Here is an 18,382-nt window from a genome sequence, read left to right on the forward strand (position 1 = left end):
AACGTGCCTTAACACCCCCCAGATATCGTGCAGGCAAGTAGAGATCCACCCTACTTGCCTCACATACCTGAAGGGAATCACTCACCCTAGATAACCACCGTTCCGACCGCGTACTCGGCCGTCGACATGCCCCGCTGTCCGGCGCACCGCAGCGCGACCAGGCGCCGCCCCCACCACCGCATGACCATTTCCGTCTCCCTTCCGGATGTCCCGGCTTCCCGGGTTCTCTTGATGTCGTTCTCGTGATCTCGCGTCATGGCATCCGCCCCGCGACCGCGCCTCGGCCACCGGGCGGAACCGCTTCTCGGGCTTCACAGGCTTCACGGACGCAGCCCGCCGGCCAGCCCGATCACCATGGGCACCACCCCGACCGTCAGGAAGGCCGGGAGGAAGCACAGCCCCAGCGGGGCCGTGGCCAGCACGCCGGCTCGCCGGGCCCGTATGCCCGCCGCCCGGGCCTGTGCGGACCGCAGGCGTCCGGCCAGCCGGGACATGGGCTCCACCGCGGGAACCCCGGTCTCATGTGCCCGTTCCAGGCACAGGGCCAGCCCCCGCGCGCCGGGCAGCTCCGCCAGCCGCCCCCAGGCGGTGGCGGGCTCGCCGCCCAGACGCAGCTCCGCCGCGGCCTGAGCCAGTCGCTCCCCCACCGGGCCGCCCAGCGATCCCCCGGCCTCCTCAGCGGCCGCGCAGGGCGCGGCTCCGGCGGCCAGACAGGCCGCCAGGAGGTCGGCGGCCAGCGGAAGCTGGTCCAGGACCCGCCGTGCGTCCCTCGCTGCCACACGGGCAGCCGGGCGTGCCCGGCGCCGGCGCCACACGGCCCATCCGGCGGCAGCCGCCGCCACAGCCCCCAGAGCACCGCCGAGGACGGCGAAGACGAGGACTCCCGTGCCGGCCGCTTCCACAGCGCCCGGTGCGGCGGCACCCCGCCGGGCCCACTCGCCCAGCCGGCCTGCCGGTGTGGCCGCCGTAGGGCGCCCGAACAGCCGCATCGCCCGGCGGCCGGCCGATCCACGCAGGCGGGCCCCGTGCAATCCGGCCACCGCGCAGGCAGCCGCGACCGTCAGCCCAACGGCGAGGGCCAGGTCCGAGGCGTACTTCCCGCTCATCTCGTGCGCCTCTCTCCGGACGTGCCCGCCGCCTGGACGATCCGCCGTGTCCAGAGGACGCCGGCGCACTCCAGCAGCCCGCCGAGAGCCAGGCAGCCGAGCCCAGCGGGGGTGTGCAGCAGCACCCGCAGCGGATCCGCCCCCAGCGCGCTGCCCATGAGGAGGGCCAGAGCGGGCAGCAGGGCCAGCATCACCGCGGTGGATCTGGTTCCGGCCAACTGGGCGGCCAGCTCCTCCCGTTGATCGCGCTCGGCGCTGAGGGCCGCACCGACGCGCTCCAGCCCGGCTGCCAGCCCCGCACCTCCCTCGACCGCCACCTGCCAGCAGGCGGCCATGGCGTTCAGTCCTTCGGCACCCGGCTCTCCGGCCGCCCTCCGCAGGGCCGCCGGCACCTCGCCGCCAAACCTGGCCGCCGCCGACACCGCGGGCCAGGCCGGGCCGAGCTCCACCGGGCAGACCGCGGCCATCACCTCGCCGGGCTGCCGCCCCGCCCGCAGATCGCCCGCCAGCGTTCCGCACAGCTCGATCACGGCGGCCTCCCGGCCCTCCCGCTCCCGCTGCCGCCGCCGGGCGGCCAGCCACCGGCGCACCAGCGGCAAGGCCGCCAGCGCGCCGAGAAGCGGCAGAGGAGACTCACCCAGCAGAGAGAAGGCGCCACCCACCGGCAGACAGAGCAACTCCCGCCGTTGAGCGGCGATTTGCCACAGCCGGTCCAGCGTTTCCTCGCCCCTCCGCCATGGGGAGGTGCCGGCCATGGGCAGGGATCCGCCCCCGGCGAGGAGCATCCGCAACCGTCGCAACTCCTGCCCCTGGCGGGCCGAGAGCCACACCGCCATGGCCGCACACAGCAGTGCCCCGCACACCAGAAGCGCCTGCGATACATCGGCCGCCGCTCTCATCGCGCACCCCCGGCCCGCCCGCACAGCGCCGCCAGCCGGGCCCAACCTGCCGCCCTGTCAAAGCCCTTGGGGCCCCGGACGGCGGCGGGCACGGTGGTGACCAGGCCGGTCCGGTCGCGCGCCAGCACATGCACCTCTGCGATGCGCCGCCGGCCGCTGCGGTCCCGCACCAGATGGATCACCACGGACAACGCGGCCGCCAACTGGCTGTGCAGCGCCGCCCGGTCTAGCCCGGCGGTGGACCCCAGGGCCTCCAGCCGCGCCGGCACATCCGCCGCGGCATTCGCATGGACCGTCCCACAGCCGCCCTCATGGCCAGTATTGAGCGCTGCCAGCAGGTCCGTGACCTCGGGGCCGCGCACCTCCCCGACGACCAGCCGGTCCGGCCGCATCCGCAGCGCCTGACGCACCAGGTCCCGCAGAGTCACCAGGCCGGTGCCCTCCTGATTGGCCGGCCTGGTCTCCAGCCGCACCACATGGGGGTGGTCCGGGCGCAGTTCGGCCGAATCCTCGGCAAGCACGATCCGCTCGTCCGGCGCCACCAGCCCCAACAGGCTCGACAACAGCGTGGTCTTGCCCGAGCCGGTCCCACCACTGATCACAAAGGAGAGCCGGGCGTCCAGCACCGCACGCAGCAGCCACTGGCCGCCGGGCGGCACCGTGCCCGCCGCGACGAGTTCGTCCAGGGAGAACGCCCTGGGCCGCACCACCCGCAGTGACAGACAGGCCGAGCCGACCGCCACCGGGGGAAGCACCGCGTGCAGCCGGGTGCCGTCGGGCAGCCGGGCGTCCACCCAGGGCCGGGCATCGTCCAGCCGGCGTCCGGCGATCGCCGCCAGCCGCTGGGCGAGCCGGCGGACCGCCGCGGCGTCGGCGAACCGCACCTCCGAACGCTCCAGCCCCGTGCCGCGGTCCACCCATACCTGGTCGGGCGCGGTGACCAGGACGTCGGTCACCTCCGGTTCGGCGAGCAGCGGCTCCAGCGGCCCGGCCCCGACCAGCTCGGACCTCAACCGGGCCACGATGCCCAGCACTTCGGCGTCTCCGAGCAGCCGCCCCTCGCCACGCAGGGCCTCGGCCACCCGGGCGGGCGTCGGCTCCGCGCCGCTCTCCGCCAGCCGCAACCGCACGGCGTCCAACAGGGAGGCATCCAGCAGGGCGGCGCTCATACCGGCACACCCCCCTCGTCCACCAGGGCCTGCTCCCAGAACCCGGCGCAGAACCGGGCGAGCGGACCCTTCTCGTCCGCACCCGGCGGACGTCCGGCGATCAAGGTCTGCGACAGCCCCGGCTCCAGGGGCAGTTCACCGGCGAGGGGCAGCCCCAGCAGCCGGGCCACCTCGCCGCCGTCCAGCCCCGGCCCGCAGGGCCCGCGCACCACCAGCCGCAGATCGCCCAGCATCATCCCGACCACGGCCGCGACCCGGTGTGCGGCCACCACGGCGCGCAGCTCCGAAGGCACCAACAGCAGCCCCAGGTCGAGCTGTTCCAGCGCTTCCGCAGCGGCCCCGTCCAGCCTGCGCGGCAGGTCGACCACCACGATCCCCCCGCGCCTGCGGGCGGCGGCGAGCACCGCCCGCATGGCCTCCGGCGGGACGGCCGCGCAGTCGCCGCGGTCCCAGCTCAGCAGGCGCAGTGCGTGCAGTTCGGGCAGCGACTCCTCCAGGGCGCGGCCGGCCACCCGCCCGCGCGATCCGGCGAACGCCGGCCAGCGCAGCCCCTCCGCCCGTTCGCCGCCGAGCAGCACATCCAGGCCGCCGCCCAGCGGATCGCCGTCGATCAGCATGGTGCGGTGCCCCGCCCGGGCCGCGCAGACGGCCAGTGCGCAGGCCAGGGTGCTGGCGCCGGCGCCGCCCCGGCCGCCGATGACCCCGACGGTGAGTGCCGGGCGTCCGGCGCCCTCCACCGCGTCGGCGATCCGGTCGACCAGCCAGCTCTCTCCGTCGGGCAGCACCACCACCTGTCGGGCGCCGATCTCCACGGCCCGCTGCCAGATGCCGGAGTCATCCGGATCGGTACCGACCAGCACCACGCCCTCGCGGTGTGCCGCGCCGCCCATCCGGGCCGCGCAGTCGTCACCCACCAGGACCAGTGGCGCCGTGGCCCAGCCCCCGCCGCGCCCGGGCGGCCGCTGGGTGACCTCCGGCATGGCGCCGGCCGCGGCGCACAATCGCAGCAGATCGTCCAGAAGCGCTTCGTCCTCGGTGACAATCAACGGTCTTCCCTGCCGCTCCTCGGCGGCGGCAGGCCAATCGGATGTGATGGATCCCGTCACGGCTCTCCCCTCCTCCACGTCTCACGCCGCGCTCGCGCCTCTGCGAACGTCGCGGAACTCGTGCGGAATCACCGTGCAACGAACCGGGAAATCGTGTGGATCTTGGTGAAAAACTGTGGACAACTCGGCGGTTGTGAATATCCCACTCACCTATACCGGTGACTTCCACAGAGCAGCCCGCCGATTACGCTCCGTCACGTGTATCAAGGAGGCAGCGCTGGCGCCGACTGGGTCCAGCGAGGCGAAGGGAGGGCGAGCGAGGTGCTCGAAACGCATCCGGACATGCGACGACCCCCGCCGGGGGGGAGAGCGGGGGTCGTCCCCACGGCCGACTCGGGGGGGGAGGAGTCGGGCCGGGTTAGACACGGTCGCGAACGATCCGTGACTTCCATGGTGTACCCGAGAGCCTTCTCAGGCAAACCCACACGCCTCAGCTTACGCCGAATGGAGGGCCTCTATGCTCGGCGGCGTGGAAAACCACTCCCTGCCTCGAACGGCAGCGTTCTTTGATCTGGACAAGACGGTCATTGCGAAGTCGAGCACGCTCACCTTCAGCAAGTCCTTCTACCAAGGCGGTTTGATCAACAAGCGCGCCGTACTGCGCACCGCGTATGCACAGTTCGTCTTCCTTGCGGGCCGTGCGGACCACGAACAGATGGAGCGGATGCGGGAGTATCTCTCCGAACTCTGCCGGGGCTGGAATGTCCAACAGGTCCGCGAGATCGTCGCCGAGACGCTGCACGAGCTGATCGACCCGATCATCTACGACGAGGCGGCCTCATTGATCGAGGAGCACCACGCCGCCGGCCGCGATGTGGTGATCGTCAGCACCTCCGGCGCCGAAGTCGTCGAACCCATCGGCAGGCTGCTGGGAGCCGACCGGGTGGTGGCCACCAGGATGGCCGTGGAGGACGGCGCCTTCACCGGCGAGGTCGAGTACTACGCCTATGGCCCCACCAAGGCCGAGGCGGTGCGGGAGCTGGCCGAGTCGGAGGGGTACGACCTGGCCGGCTGCTACGCCTACAGCGACTCGGTGACGGACATACCGATGCTGGAGTCCGTGGGCCATCCACACGCCGTCAATCCCGACCGTGCATTGCGCCGGGAGGCCCTGACCCGCGACTGGCCGGTTCTCACCTTCAGCCGCCCGGTCCGGCTCAAGCGCCGGCTGTCGTCCTTGCCCAGGCCGTCCACCTCCACCCTGGTGACGGTCGCGGTCGGCACCGCGGCAGCCACCGCGGGCCTGCTCTGGCTGGCCGGCCGCCGCCGGGGCAACACCCAGAGCCCTGCCCGTATTGCCCGACTTTAAAGACAAAAGTAAAGAACTGGGGCCTAGCCTTCCGCTTGCCTGACGGCGGTAGTAGAAAGGAGTCAACGGCCCGCGAGACCAGGGACATCCGGGAGGACGCCCTCTACGCACCACGGCCCACGGACCGCGCATGAACGTCGGGCACCCACGCGACGCCGACCCGTCGATTACGGGCCAGTCGCACCAGGCAGCGGGCAAAGTACCCGGCCTGATGGGCGAATTTCGTGCACGCTTGGTAACCCGATGGACATGCCAGCGGCGGTGCCAGGACTTGTCCGGCACCGCCGCATTGTGTGTCAGCACACCTCAACACGCCATCGGCGCCGAGGAGTTGACGGCATCGGCCTCATCACTCTTGGAGCCGCTCAGGCCGCGCCCCGCTGGAGCGCCTCACAGACGGCCGCGGTCTCCCGCGCGCCCAGTTCCACCGCCCGGGCGCAGTGGGCGATCCAGGCCGCCACTCCCTCCGGAGTTCCGGAGGCGTAGGCGTCCAGAGCCTCCAGATAGGCGTCCCGCCCCAGTTCCGCATGCCCGACCTCGGCAGGGCAGATCGACTTGGGGTCCAGACCGCTGCCGATCAGCACGATCCGCTGGGCCGCCCTGGCGACCAGCCCGTTGTGGGAGCCGAAGGGGCGCAGGGCCAGCAGTTCACCGTGCACCACAGCCGCCGTCACCAGGGCGGGCGCCTGGCTTCCGGCAATCAACAACTCGGCCAGACCCTCGAGTCGGCCCGACATCTCACCGGCCTCCGGCAGCGCCAGCGCGACCAGCGGCTCATCCACCGGCTCGCCGGGCAACCGGGGCCGCCCGATCCGGTCCTGTACCTCCGTCCCGCCGGCCGCCACCAGGTGCAGCCTGGCGAGCACCCGAAGCGGCGACTGCCGCCACACACTCAGCAGTTGACCCGCCTCGGCGGTCAGCCGCAACGCCCCGCCCACCGTGCGGGGTTCGCCTTCGCCGCTGAAGTCGGTGCGGCGGCGCACTTCTTCCAGGGCCCAGTCGGCACCGGACAGCGCGGCCGAACCCCGCGCCCCGCGCAACGCGGCCTCGGCGGTGACCTCATTGCCGCGGCGGCGCATCACCCGGTGCCCGTACACCCGGTCCACGGCCTTGCGTACGGAGTCCACGGAATCGGCGACGCCTGGGAGCGCCCCCAGGGCGGCCAGCGGATCGGCAGTCGTACTCATGGGTAAGACAGTACGCACTCCAGTCCAACACCCCCCGAAGGAGTGGTCTTATTCACCCACCACTCTCACATGGCGCACCCGTACGCCTACGCTTGGTGAACATGAAGATCGCTTTCGTGGGGAAGGGCGGCAGCGGCAAGACCACGCTGTCCTCGCTCTTCATCCGTCACCTCGCCGGGGACCGCGCGCCCGTCATCGCGGTGGACGCCGACATCAACCAGCACCTGGCCGCCGCGCTCGGGCTGGATGAGGCGGAGGCCGCCGAGCTGCCCGCGATGGGTGCCCAACTGCCCTTGATCAAGGACTATCTGCGAGGCACGAACCCGCGCATCCCCTCCGCCGAGACCATGATCAAGACCACTCCGCCCGGCGAGGGCTCCCGGCTGCTGCGCGTCGACGAGGACAATCCGGTGTACCGGGCCTGCGCCCGCACCGTACGGCTGGACCGGGGCGCCCCGGTCCGGCTGATGGCGACCGGGCCCTTCACCGAGGCCGACCTCGGGGTCGCCTGCTACCACTCCAAGGTGGGTGCGGTCGAGCTGTGCCTGAACCACCTCGTCGACGGCCCCGGGGAGTATGTGGTCGTCGATATGACGGCGGGCAGCGACTCCTTCGCCTCCGGGATGTTCACCCGCTTCGACATGACCTTCCTGGTGGCCGAGCCCACCCGCAAGGGCATCGCCGTCTACCGCCAGTACAAGGCGTACGCAAGGGACTTCGGGATCAGCCTGCGGGTGATCGGCAACAAGGTGCAGGGGCAGGACGACCTGGACTTCCTGCGCGAGGAGGCCGGTGACGACCTGCTCACCACCTTCGGCCACTCCGACTGGGTGCGCGCCATGGAGAAGGGCCGCCCGCCCCTCTTCGAGCTGCTCGAGGAGCCCAACCGGAAGGCGCTGCGCACCCTGCGGGAGACGGCGGACGGCACCTATGAGCGGCGCGACTGGGAGCGGTACACGCGCCAGATGGTGCACTTCCACCTGCGGAACGCGGAGAGTTGGGGCAATGCGAAGACGGGGGCCGACCTGGCGGCTCAGGTCGACCCCGCCTTTGTGCTCGACGAGCGGCTGGCGGCTACTCCCCAGCCCGTCTGACCTTGGGCGGCCTGTTGTCGTCCCCGTCGTCGTCATCGTCCTCGCCGTTGTCCTCCGGCTCCTGCGAGGCGGGCGCGTGCATCGACGGCGCATGGTGCGTCGGCGGGGTGAGCGGCGGATAGGACTGGGTCTCGGCCAGCCGGGCCCAGCCGTTCCTCGGCACCTCGCCTACGTCCAACTTGCGTAGCTTCGCCAGCACTTCGGGGTCCTGGGCATCCAGCCAGTCGGCCAGCTGCTTGAAGGACACACAGCGCACGCCCTCCTTGGTACAGACAGTCTCGATCACGCTCTCCACGGCGCGCATATAGGTACCGCCGTTCCAGGACTCGAAGTGGTCGCCGATGAAGAACGGTGCTCGGTTGCCGTGGTAGGCGCGCTCGAAACCGGCGAGCAGCCCGTCCCTCATCTGCTCGCCCCAGGCCTCCCGCTTGTCGGGATCGCCCTTGGTGGTCCCGGACTGGTTGGCAAGGAAGTTGTAGTCCATGGACAGCGTCTCGAAATGGCGGCCGGGCACCGGCACGTCCTGCAGTGGGAAGTCCCAGATGCCCTTGATCTTGTCCGGCCAGATCTGGCGGCCGCCTGAGGAACTCGCGTCGTAGCGGAAGCCCATGGACTTGGCCGCGGGAATGAGGTTGTGCTGGCCTTCCAGACAGGGCGCCCGGCCGCCGACCAGCTCCTTGTCGTAGTCGAAGGGCAGCGGCGGCAGGTCCTTGAGTCCGGTGTGCGTCTTCCAGCTGCCGACGAACTTCTTGGCCTGCCGGATCTCGCTTCGCCACTCCCCCGGCGACCAGGTTCCCACGCCGTTCTTGGGGCCGCAGAAATGGCCGTTGAAGTGAGTGCCGATCTCATTGCCGTCCAGCCAGGCGCCGCGGAGCTGGGTCACGGTGTCACGGACGCCCTGGACGTCGTTGAAGCCGATGTCCGACGATCCGGGCGAGTGGCGCGGCGGGTCGTATGCCTCTTTCTTCTCCTCGGGGAGCATGTAAACGCCGCTGAGGAAGTACGTCATGGTCGCGTTGTACTTCTTGCCCACTTCCCTGAAGTGGGAGAACAGTCGTTGACTGTCCTCCCCGGCGCCGTCCCAGGAGAAGACGACGAACTGCGGTGGCTTTTCACCGGGTGCCATCCGGCGAGGCTTGGGCTGGTGGGGCTGGGGGCCGGTGTAGGCGGTGGAGCCGTCTCCGAGCAGGAGGGCCGGCCGCTGAAGCGCGTTGGGCGCATCGGCTCCTTGCGGCTGCCCATTGCCCTCACCGTCCCCGGACTTTCCGGAACAGCCCGAGGCGCCTGTCACCAGCGCCAATGCCGCAATTCCCCCCAGCGTCACCCGCCATGTAACCGCCATCAGCCACCTCGTCCTTCGATCGCTCCACCGATCAAGCACTCAAGCTCGGTCAACCTCGCACGGAATAGGAAGGAAGGAAGGTAGGACAAGCTGATAAACATACAAATTCACCCTATAGGCGGAAGCTCGATTTTGCCGCCCTTTGGGACTTCCCTCCGGTCTTTACTCTCCATTACGATCCATTTACTGAGAGTTGAGAAAGCCGCCTAGCAGTCCTCCCGCCGCGGCACGCCGTGACCGCGATCGCGCTTTGCCGGCGATCGCGCCGCCCCGACGAAGACGGGAACGCCCATGCAAGCCGAACCGAACCCAACGCCCCTCTCCCGCCGCCCAGTTGATCCATCCCCTGACCATCCGCGCCGGCGGTGGGAGCTGCCCTTCGCCATCGCCGTCTCCCTGAGCGCCATCGCCCTGTCCCTCGCCGTCGGACTGGCCGTTGCCGCACCTGCGCGGGCCGGTCTGATCGCCGCAATGGCCGGCGGCCTCGCGGCGGCAGCCTTCGGCAGCTCTCCGCTGCGGGCCGGCTGGCCGGCCGTCGCCGGCCTGGTCGTGGTGCTGGCGGAGCTGGTGCTGCACCACGGCTGGCGGGTCGCCTGCGCTGTGACCGCCCTCGCCGGCCTGCTCCAACTGGCCATCGGCGTACGGCGGGTAGGGCAAGCCGCCCTCACCCTCGGCGGATCGGTGGGACCTGGGATACTCGCGGGTCTCGGGCTGACCATCGCGCTGGGGCAACTGCCCGCACTGCTGGGCGGGACGGGCCCCATGGCTCGCCACGAGCAGTGGGAGCGACCGCATATCGCGGCGCTCATGGTCGCTCTGGTCGCCATCGCGGCATGGGTGTCCTGGCCCAAACTTCCCGGACGGTGGGGCCGTTGGGCGCGCATGGTTCCGGCGCCGGTCGCCGCGGTGGCCATCGGCACCGCCGTCGGCGGATGGCTGGAGCTGCCCCGGGAGCCCTGGCCAACGGCCCACTTGACCACGCCGCCGGCCCTTCCTGGCATACCGGTGCTGGGCTCCTTCGCCGCCACCCTGGCCCTCGTCTTGGCCGCGAGCGGACAAACCTTCCTGGCGGCACGGGAGTTGGCTCGGGAGCAGGAGCCGGAACAGGAGCCGGCCGCGGCCGTCGCCGCGCGTCCCGGCCGGCCGTCCTCGCACCGAGTGCTTGGGGGCCTGCTGAGCGTGGGGCTGCTGACCGGCCTGTCCGGGCTGGTTCCGCTGGCCGCGGCGGCCGCGGCGGCCATGATGGCCGGCCTGCGAATGGGGCGGCTCTGGCGGTCCGGGCGCAAGGGGCACATGAGCGAGCTCACGCTGTACGCAACTGCCCTGGCCTCAGTGCTGACGCTCGGAGTTCTGCCGGGAGTCGCGGTGGGCCTGGCCTTGGCCGTGCTCTGCTCACTGGGCTGGCATATCCGCGCAAAGGCCGGCACCGGCCGAGGACGGGCCGGGCGGTCTGCGCGCCAGTCCGCCGGCACCCACGCCCACCGGCCATGGACACCCTGGCGCCACCACCACTTCACCCGGCCCGGCACCTCGGACAGCGAGGACGCACCGAATGGTGGACGCCAACTCCTCGGCGGCGTCAGCACTTTCCAGCGCGACACGGCCCCCCTGGTCCGTGATGAGCTGGCCCGGCTGGCCCGGGAGGGGCAGCGGCCCAGTCAGCTCTTTCTGACCTGTGCCGATTCCCGGCTGGTGACCAGCATGATCACCTCCAGTGGGCCGGGTGACCTGTTTACGGTGCGCAATGTCGGCAACCTGATGCCGCCCCCCGGCCTGGACAGCTCCTGCGACTCGGTCGGAGCGGCCGTGGAGTACGCGGTGGAGGTGCTGAAGGTCGGCAGCATCACGGTCTGCGGGCATTCCGGATGCGGGGCGATGCAGGCACTGCTGGACACCAGCGCACGGCATGACTCGGGACGGCCGGACCAGGACCTTCCGCTCAATGACCCGACTCCCCTGGGCCGTTGGCTGCGGCACGGCCGGCCGAGCCTGGCCCGGATGCAACGGATCGGACGGCTGGGCCGTGGTGAGGTCGCACTGGCCGAGCGGCCCGTGGCGGACGATGTGGAGCGGCTCGCGCTGGTCAATGTGATGCAGCAGCTCGACCATCTGATGGCGTACGGCTGTGTGGCCCGGCGGGTGGCGGAAGGATCGCTCCACCTCCAGGGGATGTACTTCCATGTGGCCGAGGCACAGGCCTATGTGCTTGACCGGAGGTCGTGCACCTTCGCGGCCGTCCGCCCGGGGGTGTTGGACGCCGTGTAGACCGATATCCCCGCGCGGGTCCGGCGCCGGCGGAGCCAGGGGGCGAATCCCGGCCATCCACCCCGTTGACCTCGCACAACCCTTCGCCCACAGGTCTAAACCAATAGTTCTCCATAGCCCTTGTCAGGGTGTGCCCCGGACTGGTGAGCTATGCCCGGGACGTAACGGGCCCCCTGGGAAAGGGAGATGTTGTGAGCAACGAAAGCCTGGCCAACCTTCTGAAGGAGGAGCGCCGCTTTGCACCGCCTGCCGCCCTGGCCGCACAGGCCAATGTCACCGCGGAGGCGTATGAGCAGGCCAAGGCTGACCGGTTGGGCTTCTGGGCCGAGCAGGCCCGGCGCCTGAGCTGGGAGACCGAGCCGACTCAGACGCTGGACTGGTCGAACCCCCCGTTCGCCAAGTGGTTCGCCGATGGGCGGCTCAACGTCGCCTACAACTGTGTGGACCGCCATGTGGAGAACGGGCTGGGCGACCGGGTGGCCCTGCACTTCGAGGGCGAGCCCGGCGATACCCGTTCTCTCACCTACGCCGAGCTCCAGCACGAGGTGTGCAAGACGGCCAACGCCCTGACAGAGCTCGGGGTGCAGGCCGGTGACCGGGTCGCGATCTACCTGCCGATGATCCCCGAGGCAGTGGTGTCGATGCTCGCCTGTGCCCGCATCGGCGCCCCGCACTCGGTGGTCTTCGGCGGCTTCTCGGCGGATGCCCTGGCGACGCGCATCATTGACGCCGACGCCCGTGTGGTCATCACCGCCGACGGCGGTTTCCGGCGCGGCAAGCCTTCCGCGCTCAAGCCGGCCGTGGACGAGGCCCTGACCCGGCCGGGCACCGAGAAGGTGCGCAGCGTTCTGGTGGTCCGCCGCACCGGCCAGGAGGACCTCGCCTGGCAGGAGGGCCGCGACCTGTGGTGGCACGAGCTGGTCGGCCGGCAGTCCGAGCAGCACACGCCGCAGGCATTCGACGCGGAGCACCCACTGTTCATCCTGTACACCTCGGGCACCACCGGGAAGCCCAAGGGCATCCTGCACACCACCGGCGGCTACCTCACCCAGATCTCCTACACCCACCACGCGGTCTTCGACCTCAAGCCCGAGTCGGATGTCTTCTGGTGCACCGCCGACGTCGGCTGGGTGACCGGGCACTCGTACATCGTCTACGGCCCGCTGAGCAACGGCGCCACCGAGGTGCTCTACGAGGGCACCCCGGACACCCCGCACCAGGGCCGCTGGTGGGAGATCGTCCAGAAGTACGGCGTCACCGTGCTCTACACCGCGCCGACCGCCATCCGGGCCGCCATGAAGTGGGGCGACGACATCCCGGCCAAGTTCGACCTCAGCAGCCTGCGGCTGCTGGGCTCGGTCGGCGAGCCCATCAACCCCGAGGCCTGGATCTGGTACCGCAAGCACATCGGCGCCGACCGCACCCCGGTTGTGGACACCTGGTGGCAGACGGAGACCGGCGGCATCATGATCAGCCCGCTGCCCGGCGTCACGTCCGCCAAGCCCGGCTCCGCCCAGGTCCCGCTGCCCGGGGTCGCCGCCACCGTGGTGGATGACGAGGCTCATGAGGTCCCCAACGGCTCCGGCGGCTATCTGGTCCTCACCGAGCCCTGGCCGTCCATGCTGCGCACCATCTGGGGCGACGACCAGCGCTATCTCGACACCTACTGGTCCCGGTTCGAGGGGCGCTACTTCGCCGGCGACGGCGCCAAGAAGGACGAGGACGGCGACATCTGGCTGCTCGGCCGGGTGGACGACGTGATGCTGGTGTCCGGCCACAACATCTCCACCACCGAGGTGGAGTCCGCCCTGGTCTCCCACCCCAAGGTGGCCGAGGCGGCGGTGGTCGGCGCCACGGATCCGCAGACCACGCAGGCCATCTGTGCCTTTGTCATCCTGCGCAAGGACGCTGCGGAAGATGAGGGCCTGGTGGAGGAGCTGCGGGCCCATGTCGCCAAGCAGCTGGGGCCGATCGCCAAGCCCAAGCGCATCCTGCCGGTGGCCGAGCTGCCCAAGACGCGCTCCGGAAAGATCATGCGGCGTCTGCTGCGCGATGTGGCCGAGAACCGGGCCTTGGGCGATGTCACCACCCTGACCGACTCCTCGGTGATGGAGCTGATCCAGTCCAAGCTGCCGACGGCATCCAGCGAGGACTGACCTGGCCTTATCCACAAGGGCGTCCGGTCTCAACCGGGCGCCCTTCACTCGTTCGGGCTAAAGTACATACCCAAAGCGTAGGAATCTCGACAAAAATCAGAGGCGCGCCGGGAAGTCTGGTCGGCAATTCACACACGTGTGCCCACGTGTTCCAGTCGACTTCAGGAGGTCCCTCACCGTGGCCGCGCACAAGAACCGCCGTTCCGTTTTCCTCGGCCGGTTGCCGCTGCCCGAACGCACCTTTATCACCAATGCCCTGCGCACCGAGACGGTCGGCGGCGTCCTCCTCCTGGCGGCCGCGGTGGCGGCGCTGATCTGGGCGAACACCCCGCTGCGCGACAGCTACACCCGGATCCGCGATTTCCACCTGGGCCCCGGCTCGCTGGGCCTGCACCTGTCGGTGCAGCACTGGGCGGCCGAGGGGCTGCTGGCGGTCTTCTTCTTCGTCGCCGGCATCGAGCTCAAGCGCGAGCTGGTAGCGGGCGAACTGCGCGACCCCAAAGCGGCCATCCTGCCGGTGGTCGCCGCGGTCTGCGGCATGGCTACTCCCGCCCTGGTCTACTTCTCCGTCGTCTCCTCCGGCGGCGGCTCACTGCGCGGCTGGGCCGTACCCACTGCTACCGACATCGCCTTCGCCCTGGCCGTGCTGGCGGTCATCGGCACCGCCCTGCCCTCGGCGCTACGGGCCTTCCTGCTGACGCTCGCGGTGGTGGACGACCTCTTCGCGATCCTGATCATCGCCATCTTCTTCACCTCCGGACTCAACTTCGCCGCGCTGGGTTTCGCCGTACTGGGCTTGGGCGTTTTCTGGCTGCTGCTGCGCAAGGGGGTGCGCGGCTGGTACGTCTACGTACCGCTGGCCGTGGTGATCTGGGCGCTGATGTACAACAGCGGCGTCCACTCCACCATCGCGGGTGTGGCTATGGGTCTGATGCTGCGCTGTGTCCGGCGCACCGACGAACGGCGATCCCCCGGCGAGCACATCGAGCACCTGGTGCGCCCGCTGTCCGCGGGCCTGGCGGTGCCGCTGTTCGCCCTGTTCTCCGCGGGCGTCACCATCTCGGGAGGGGCGCTCTCCGACATCTTCCGCAAGCCGGAGACGCTGGGCGTGGTGCTCGGCCTGGTGCTGGGCAAGACGATCGGGGTGTTCGGCGGGACCTGGCTGGCGGCCCGCTTCACCAGGGCCGAGCTAAATCCGGACCTCAAGTGGCCGGATGTGTTCGCGGTCGCCTCGCTGTCCGGCATCGGGTTCACCGTGTCCCTGCTGATCGGTGAACTCGCCTTCGGCGACAACCCCTTGCTCGGTGACGAAATCAAGGCCGCGGTGCTGGTGGGCTCGCTGATCGCCGCGGTCTGCGCGGCCATCCTGCTCAAGCTGCGGGACAACAAGTACAAGAAGCTCTGTGCGGACGAGGACCGGGACGACGACCAGGACGGTATCCCGGACGTCTATGCGCAGAGCGATCCGGAGTACCACCTGCGGATGGCCGCGATCCTGGAGGCGAAGGCGGCCGAGCACCGGCGACTGGCGGAAGTCGCCTCCGGCCGCACCACCGGCGACGATGGTCCGGCATGATCTGAGGGTCGGCCACGGGCCCAGTCCCGGGCCGCGGGCCCGCAGATGAGGAAGCAGATGACAAAGAGGGAGCAGCCGATGAGCGCAGCCGACGACGGCACCGAACGCAGCCTCGGCCAGCTGGTGGCTAAGGCCACCACCGAGATGTCCGCACTGGTGCACGACGAGATCGCGCTGGCCAAGGCCGAACTGCGGGAAGATGCCCGCCGGATCGGCGTGGGCGGTGGCGCCATCGCCGCGGCCGGCACGCTGGCCCTCTTCTCGCTGCCGGTGCTGAGCTTTGCGGCGGCCTACGGCATCCACAACCTCGGCCTGGGCCTGGCCTGGTCCTTCCTGATCACCGGTGGTGCGTTCCTGGCGATCGCGGCGCTGCTGGTCTGGCTGGCCGTGCGCAAGTTCAAGAAGATCAGCAAGCCTGAGAAGAGCATCGCCTCGGCCCGGGAGACGGCCTCGGTGCTGGGCACGGTCAAGCCCCACCCCCGTCCTTCGGCGGAGGCGAGCCAGACGGACGCATCTGTGACACGCTCGTCCGTATGACGGTGCCCGATACTTCCGCAGCGCCCGCGTCCCCCGACCCGGTCCGGTCCGCCACGGCGGCCGTGGCACCGGGGGCCAGCGCGTCGCCGGCCACGGTGGTACGGCCCGAGGGGTCCTGGACCCACCGGGAGGTCGCGGCGAACGGAGCCCGGTTCCATATCGCCGAGATGGGCGAGGGGCCGCTGGTGCTGCTGTTGCACGGCTTTCCGCAGTTCTGGTGGACCTGGCGCCACCAGCTGCCCGCTCTGGCGGACGCGGGGTTCCGGGCGGTGGCCATGGATCTGCGCGGGGTGGGCGGCAGCGACCGTACGCCCCGGGGCTATGATCCGGCCAACCTCGCCCTGGACATCACCGGAGTGGTCCGCTCGCTGGGCGAGCCGGACGCGGCGCTGGTCGGCCATGACCTGGGCGGCTATCTGGCCTGGACGGCCGCGGTGATGCGGCCCAAGCTGGTGCGCCGGCTGGCGGTGTCCTCGATGCCGCATCCGCGCCGCTGGCGGTCGGCGATGCTCACCGATCCGCACCAGTCCACGGCGGCCTCGTACGTCTGGGGCTTCCAGCGGCCATGGCTGCCCGAGCGCAAGCTGGTCGCCGATGACGCGGCACTGGTCGGAAGGCTGCTGCGGGACTGGTCCGGCCCCCGGCTGCCCGACGACGAGGCGGTGGAGACCTACCGGGTGGCGATGTCCATCCCGTCCACCGCGCACTGTTCGATCGAGCCCTACCGGTGGATGGTGCGGTCCATGGCCCGGCCGGACGGCATCCAGTTCAACCGCCGGATGAAGCGTCCGGTGCGGGTGCCCACCCTGCACCTGCACGGTTCGCTCGATCCGGTGATACGGACGCGCAGCGCGGCGGGCTCCGGCGAATATGTGGAGGCACCCTACCGCTGGCGGCTCTTCGACGGACTGGGGCACTTTCCGCATGAGGAGGACCCGGTGGCGTTCTCCAACGAGCTGATCAGCTGGCTGAAGGACCCGGAACCGGACCGGTAGCGGCCCGTCGGCGGTTCACCGGCCGCTCTGTCCGTCGGTTCGTCCGTCGGTTCGTCCGCCAAACGGCCAATTGCCCGGTGCATAAGCCAATTGCCCACCCCCTGGGCGATTACCGACCTTGGCCCCCGGGCACAGACCTCGGTATGGGCTGGACGCACGACCATCGCGACCTGGCTCAGCACCGCGGCGCCGAGGACGACGCCGCGATGGCTGTGGCCGAAGTACCCGCAAGGGCCGGAAGCAACGCCTTCCGGTCGACGGCGGCGGCCGATCCACAGATCGGCATCCCCCGCATCATCCGGCGCCGTGCCCGCTGGGTATCGGCGCGGCTGCGCCACCCGCGCAGCCGCTGAACGCCGGCCCTGCCGCCGCCCACCCGGTTCGTCCGGGTCAGAGTGCGCAGCCCTGGGTCATCACCCGCTCGGTGTCCATGGGGCCGTCCTCGGCGTCCTGGCGGACCTCCTGGGCGGTGAGGGCGTAGCCGGTGTCGGCGTCGTCCAGGGATTTGGCGAAGACCACTCCATAGACCTGGCCGTCCGGGGAGAGCAGCGGGCCGCCGGAATTGCCCTGGCGGACGGTCGCGTACAGCGAGTAGACGTCCCGCCGGACGATGCCGCGGTGGTAGATGTCCGGGCCGTTGGCCTGGACCCGGCTGCGGATGCGGGCCGCGCGCACGTCATAGGCGCCGTTCTCCGGGAAGCCGGCGACGATGGCGTTGTCGCCGCTGCCCGCCTCCTTCCCGGCGAAGGCCAGGGCGGGAGCCCTGAGCGCGGGCACATCCAGCACGGCGATGTCCCGCTTCCAGTCGTAGCGGACCACCTTGGCGTCGTACACCCGCCCCCGGCCGCCGACCTGCACGGTCGGCTCCGAGACTCCGCCGACCACATGGGCGTTGGTCATCACCCGGTGCGGTCCGAAGACAAAGCCGCTGCCCTCCAGCACCTTGCCGCAGCCGGCGGCGTTGCCCACCACCTTGACGATGCTGCGCTCCGCCACCGCGGCCACCCGGCTGCCCGCCAGCGCGGGGTCGGGGGCGGGCACCGAGGTGATGGGCTCATTGGAGAAGGGCGCGAAGACCTGCGGGAGTCCGTTCTGCGCCAGGGCGGTGCTGAAGTCGGCGAACCAGGTGTCGGCTTGCGCCGGAACCACCCGGGCGACGCCCAGCAGCACCTTGGAGCCGCGTACCTGTTTGCCGAGGGTGGGCAGCGAGGTGCCGGCCAGGGCGGAGCCGATCAGCCAGGCGACCAGCAGCATGGCCCCCACGTTGACCAGGGCGCCGCCGGTGGCGTCCAGCGCGCGGGCCGGGGACCAGGTGATGTGGCGGCGCAGCTTGTTGCCCAGGTGGGTGGTGGCGGCCTGGCCCACCGAGGCGCAGACGATGACGATCACCACGGCGCTGATCGCGGCCAGGGTGCCCGGCGCGGCGTCCGTGGTGCGGTACCAGAGGGCGGGCAGTGCGTAGACCGCGGCCAGCCCGCCGCCGAGGAAGCCGGTGACCGAGAGCACCCCGACCACAAAGCCCTGGCGATAGCCGATGACCGCGAACCACACGGCGGCGGTCAACAGCAGGATGTCCAGCACGTTCACCGGGGGTTGCCTCGCATTGCGGTCGTCGGCGGGGGTGGCGCGGGCCTGGGGCGG

Annotated in this window: 15 protein-coding genes; 8 read left to right on the plus strand and 7 right to left on the minus strand. The window is 70.7% G+C overall.

Annotated elements, in window-relative coordinates:
• Positions 1–320: 320 nt before the first annotated feature.
• The 4 genes from ACIHFE_RS13830 to ssd are packed head-to-tail and all read right to left on the minus strand — an operon-like array spanning position 321 to position 4,280.
• Positions 321–1,106, minus strand: coding sequence for a type II secretion system F family protein (locus tag ACIHFE_RS13830; protein WP_400106084.1), 786 nt, complete (start codon positions 1,104–1,106; stop codon positions 321–323).
• On the minus strand, positions 1,103–2,005 hold the full coding sequence (locus ACIHFE_RS13835) for a type II secretion system F family protein (RefSeq protein WP_400106085.1): 903 nt from the start codon (positions 2,003–2,005) through the stop codon (positions 1,103–1,105). The genes ACIHFE_RS13830 and ACIHFE_RS13835 overlap by 4 nt, the downstream gene beginning before the upstream one ends.
• A complete protein-coding gene (locus ACIHFE_RS13840; protein WP_400106086.1) occupies positions 2,002–3,174 on the minus strand; it encodes a TadA family conjugal transfer-associated ATPase in 1,173 nt (390 codons plus the stop codon). The genes ACIHFE_RS13835 and ACIHFE_RS13840 overlap by 4 nt, the downstream gene beginning before the upstream one ends.
• Complete coding sequence (ssd, locus tag ACIHFE_RS13845; protein WP_400106087.1) at positions 3,171–4,280, minus strand: septum site-determining protein Ssd; 1,110 nt, start codon at positions 4,278–4,280, stop codon at positions 3,171–3,173. The genes ACIHFE_RS13840 and ssd overlap by 4 nt, the downstream gene beginning before the upstream one ends.
• A gap of 457 nt (positions 4,281–4,737) precedes the next feature.
• Between ssd and ACIHFE_RS13850 the strand changes: the two genes are divergently transcribed.
• The gene (locus ACIHFE_RS13850) at positions 4,738–5,589 is read left to right on the plus strand and encodes an HAD family hydrolase (RefSeq protein WP_400106088.1); all 852 of its coding nucleotides are present in this window, start codon (positions 4,738–4,740) and stop codon (positions 5,587–5,589) included.
• A 365-nt stretch (positions 5,590–5,954) separates the two neighbouring features.
• Here the strand turns inward: ACIHFE_RS13850 and ACIHFE_RS13855 are convergent, their stop codons facing one another.
• The gene (locus ACIHFE_RS13855) at positions 5,955–6,776 is read right to left on the minus strand and encodes an oxidoreductase (RefSeq protein ID WP_400106089.1); all 822 of its coding nucleotides are present in this window, start codon (positions 6,774–6,776) and stop codon (positions 5,955–5,957) included.
• A gap of 101 nt (positions 6,777–6,877) precedes the next feature.
• Between ACIHFE_RS13855 and ACIHFE_RS13860 the strand changes: the two genes are divergently transcribed.
• Positions 6,878–7,870, plus strand: a complete 993-nt coding sequence (locus tag ACIHFE_RS13860; RefSeq protein WP_400106090.1) for an ATP-binding protein — start codon at positions 6,878–6,880, stop codon at positions 7,868–7,870.
• Here ACIHFE_RS13860 and ACIHFE_RS13865 read toward each other — a convergent pair.
• Positions 7,851–9,212 carry a hypothetical protein gene (locus tag ACIHFE_RS13865; RefSeq protein ID WP_400106091.1) on the minus strand — a complete coding sequence of 454 codons (1,362 nt, stop codon included), beginning with the start codon at positions 9,210–9,212 and terminating at the stop codon, positions 7,851–7,853. The genes ACIHFE_RS13860 and ACIHFE_RS13865 overlap by 20 nt on opposite strands.
• Positions 9,213–9,503: 291 nt before the next feature.
• On the opposite strand from ACIHFE_RS13865, the gene ACIHFE_RS13870 reads away from it, so the two are divergent.
• From ACIHFE_RS13870 to ACIHFE_RS13895, 6 genes are all read left to right on the plus strand, one after another.
• Positions 9,504–11,477 carry a carbonic anhydrase gene (locus tag ACIHFE_RS13870; protein ID WP_400106092.1) on the plus strand — a complete coding sequence of 658 codons (1,974 nt, stop codon included), beginning with the start codon at positions 9,504–9,506 and terminating at the stop codon, positions 11,475–11,477.
• Between the two features lie 191 nt (positions 11,478–11,668).
• Positions 11,669–13,633, plus strand: a complete 1,965-nt coding sequence (gene acs / locus ACIHFE_RS13875) for an acetate--CoA ligase (RefSeq protein ID WP_400106093.1) — start codon at positions 11,669–11,671, stop codon at positions 13,631–13,633.
• A 178-nt stretch (positions 13,634–13,811) separates the two neighbouring features.
• Entirely contained in the window at positions 13,812–15,209 is a 1,398-nt protein-coding gene (gene nhaA, locus ACIHFE_RS13880) for a Na+/H+ antiporter NhaA (RefSeq protein ID WP_400106094.1), read from the plus strand.
• A 78-nt stretch (positions 15,210–15,287) separates the two neighbouring features.
• A complete protein-coding gene (locus ACIHFE_RS13885; RefSeq protein WP_400106095.1) occupies positions 15,288–15,746 on the plus strand; it encodes a phage holin family protein in 459 nt (152 codons plus the stop codon).
• On the plus strand, positions 15,743–16,741 hold the full coding sequence (locus tag ACIHFE_RS13890) for an alpha/beta fold hydrolase (protein ID WP_400106096.1): 999 nt from the start codon (positions 15,743–15,745) through the stop codon (positions 16,739–16,741). Before ACIHFE_RS13885 ends, ACIHFE_RS13890 begins: the two co-directional genes overlap by 4 nt.
• 143 nt (positions 16,742–16,884) lie before the next feature.
• The gene (locus ACIHFE_RS13895) at positions 16,885–17,094 is read left to right on the plus strand and encodes a hypothetical protein (RefSeq protein WP_400106097.1); all 210 of its coding nucleotides are present in this window, start codon (positions 16,885–16,887) and stop codon (positions 17,092–17,094) included.
• 37 nt (positions 17,095–17,131) lie between these two features.
• Here ACIHFE_RS13895 and ACIHFE_RS13900 read toward each other — a convergent pair whose 3' ends face one another.
• A complete protein-coding gene (locus ACIHFE_RS13900; RefSeq protein WP_400106098.1) occupies positions 17,132–18,328 on the minus strand; it encodes a MarP family serine protease in 1,197 nt (398 codons plus the stop codon).
• Positions 18,329–18,382 lie beyond the last annotated feature (54 nt).

This window comes from Streptomyces sp. NPDC052396 (genome assembly GCF_044593195.1).
GTDB lineage: Bacteria > Actinomycetota > Actinomycetes > Streptomycetales > Streptomycetaceae > Streptomyces.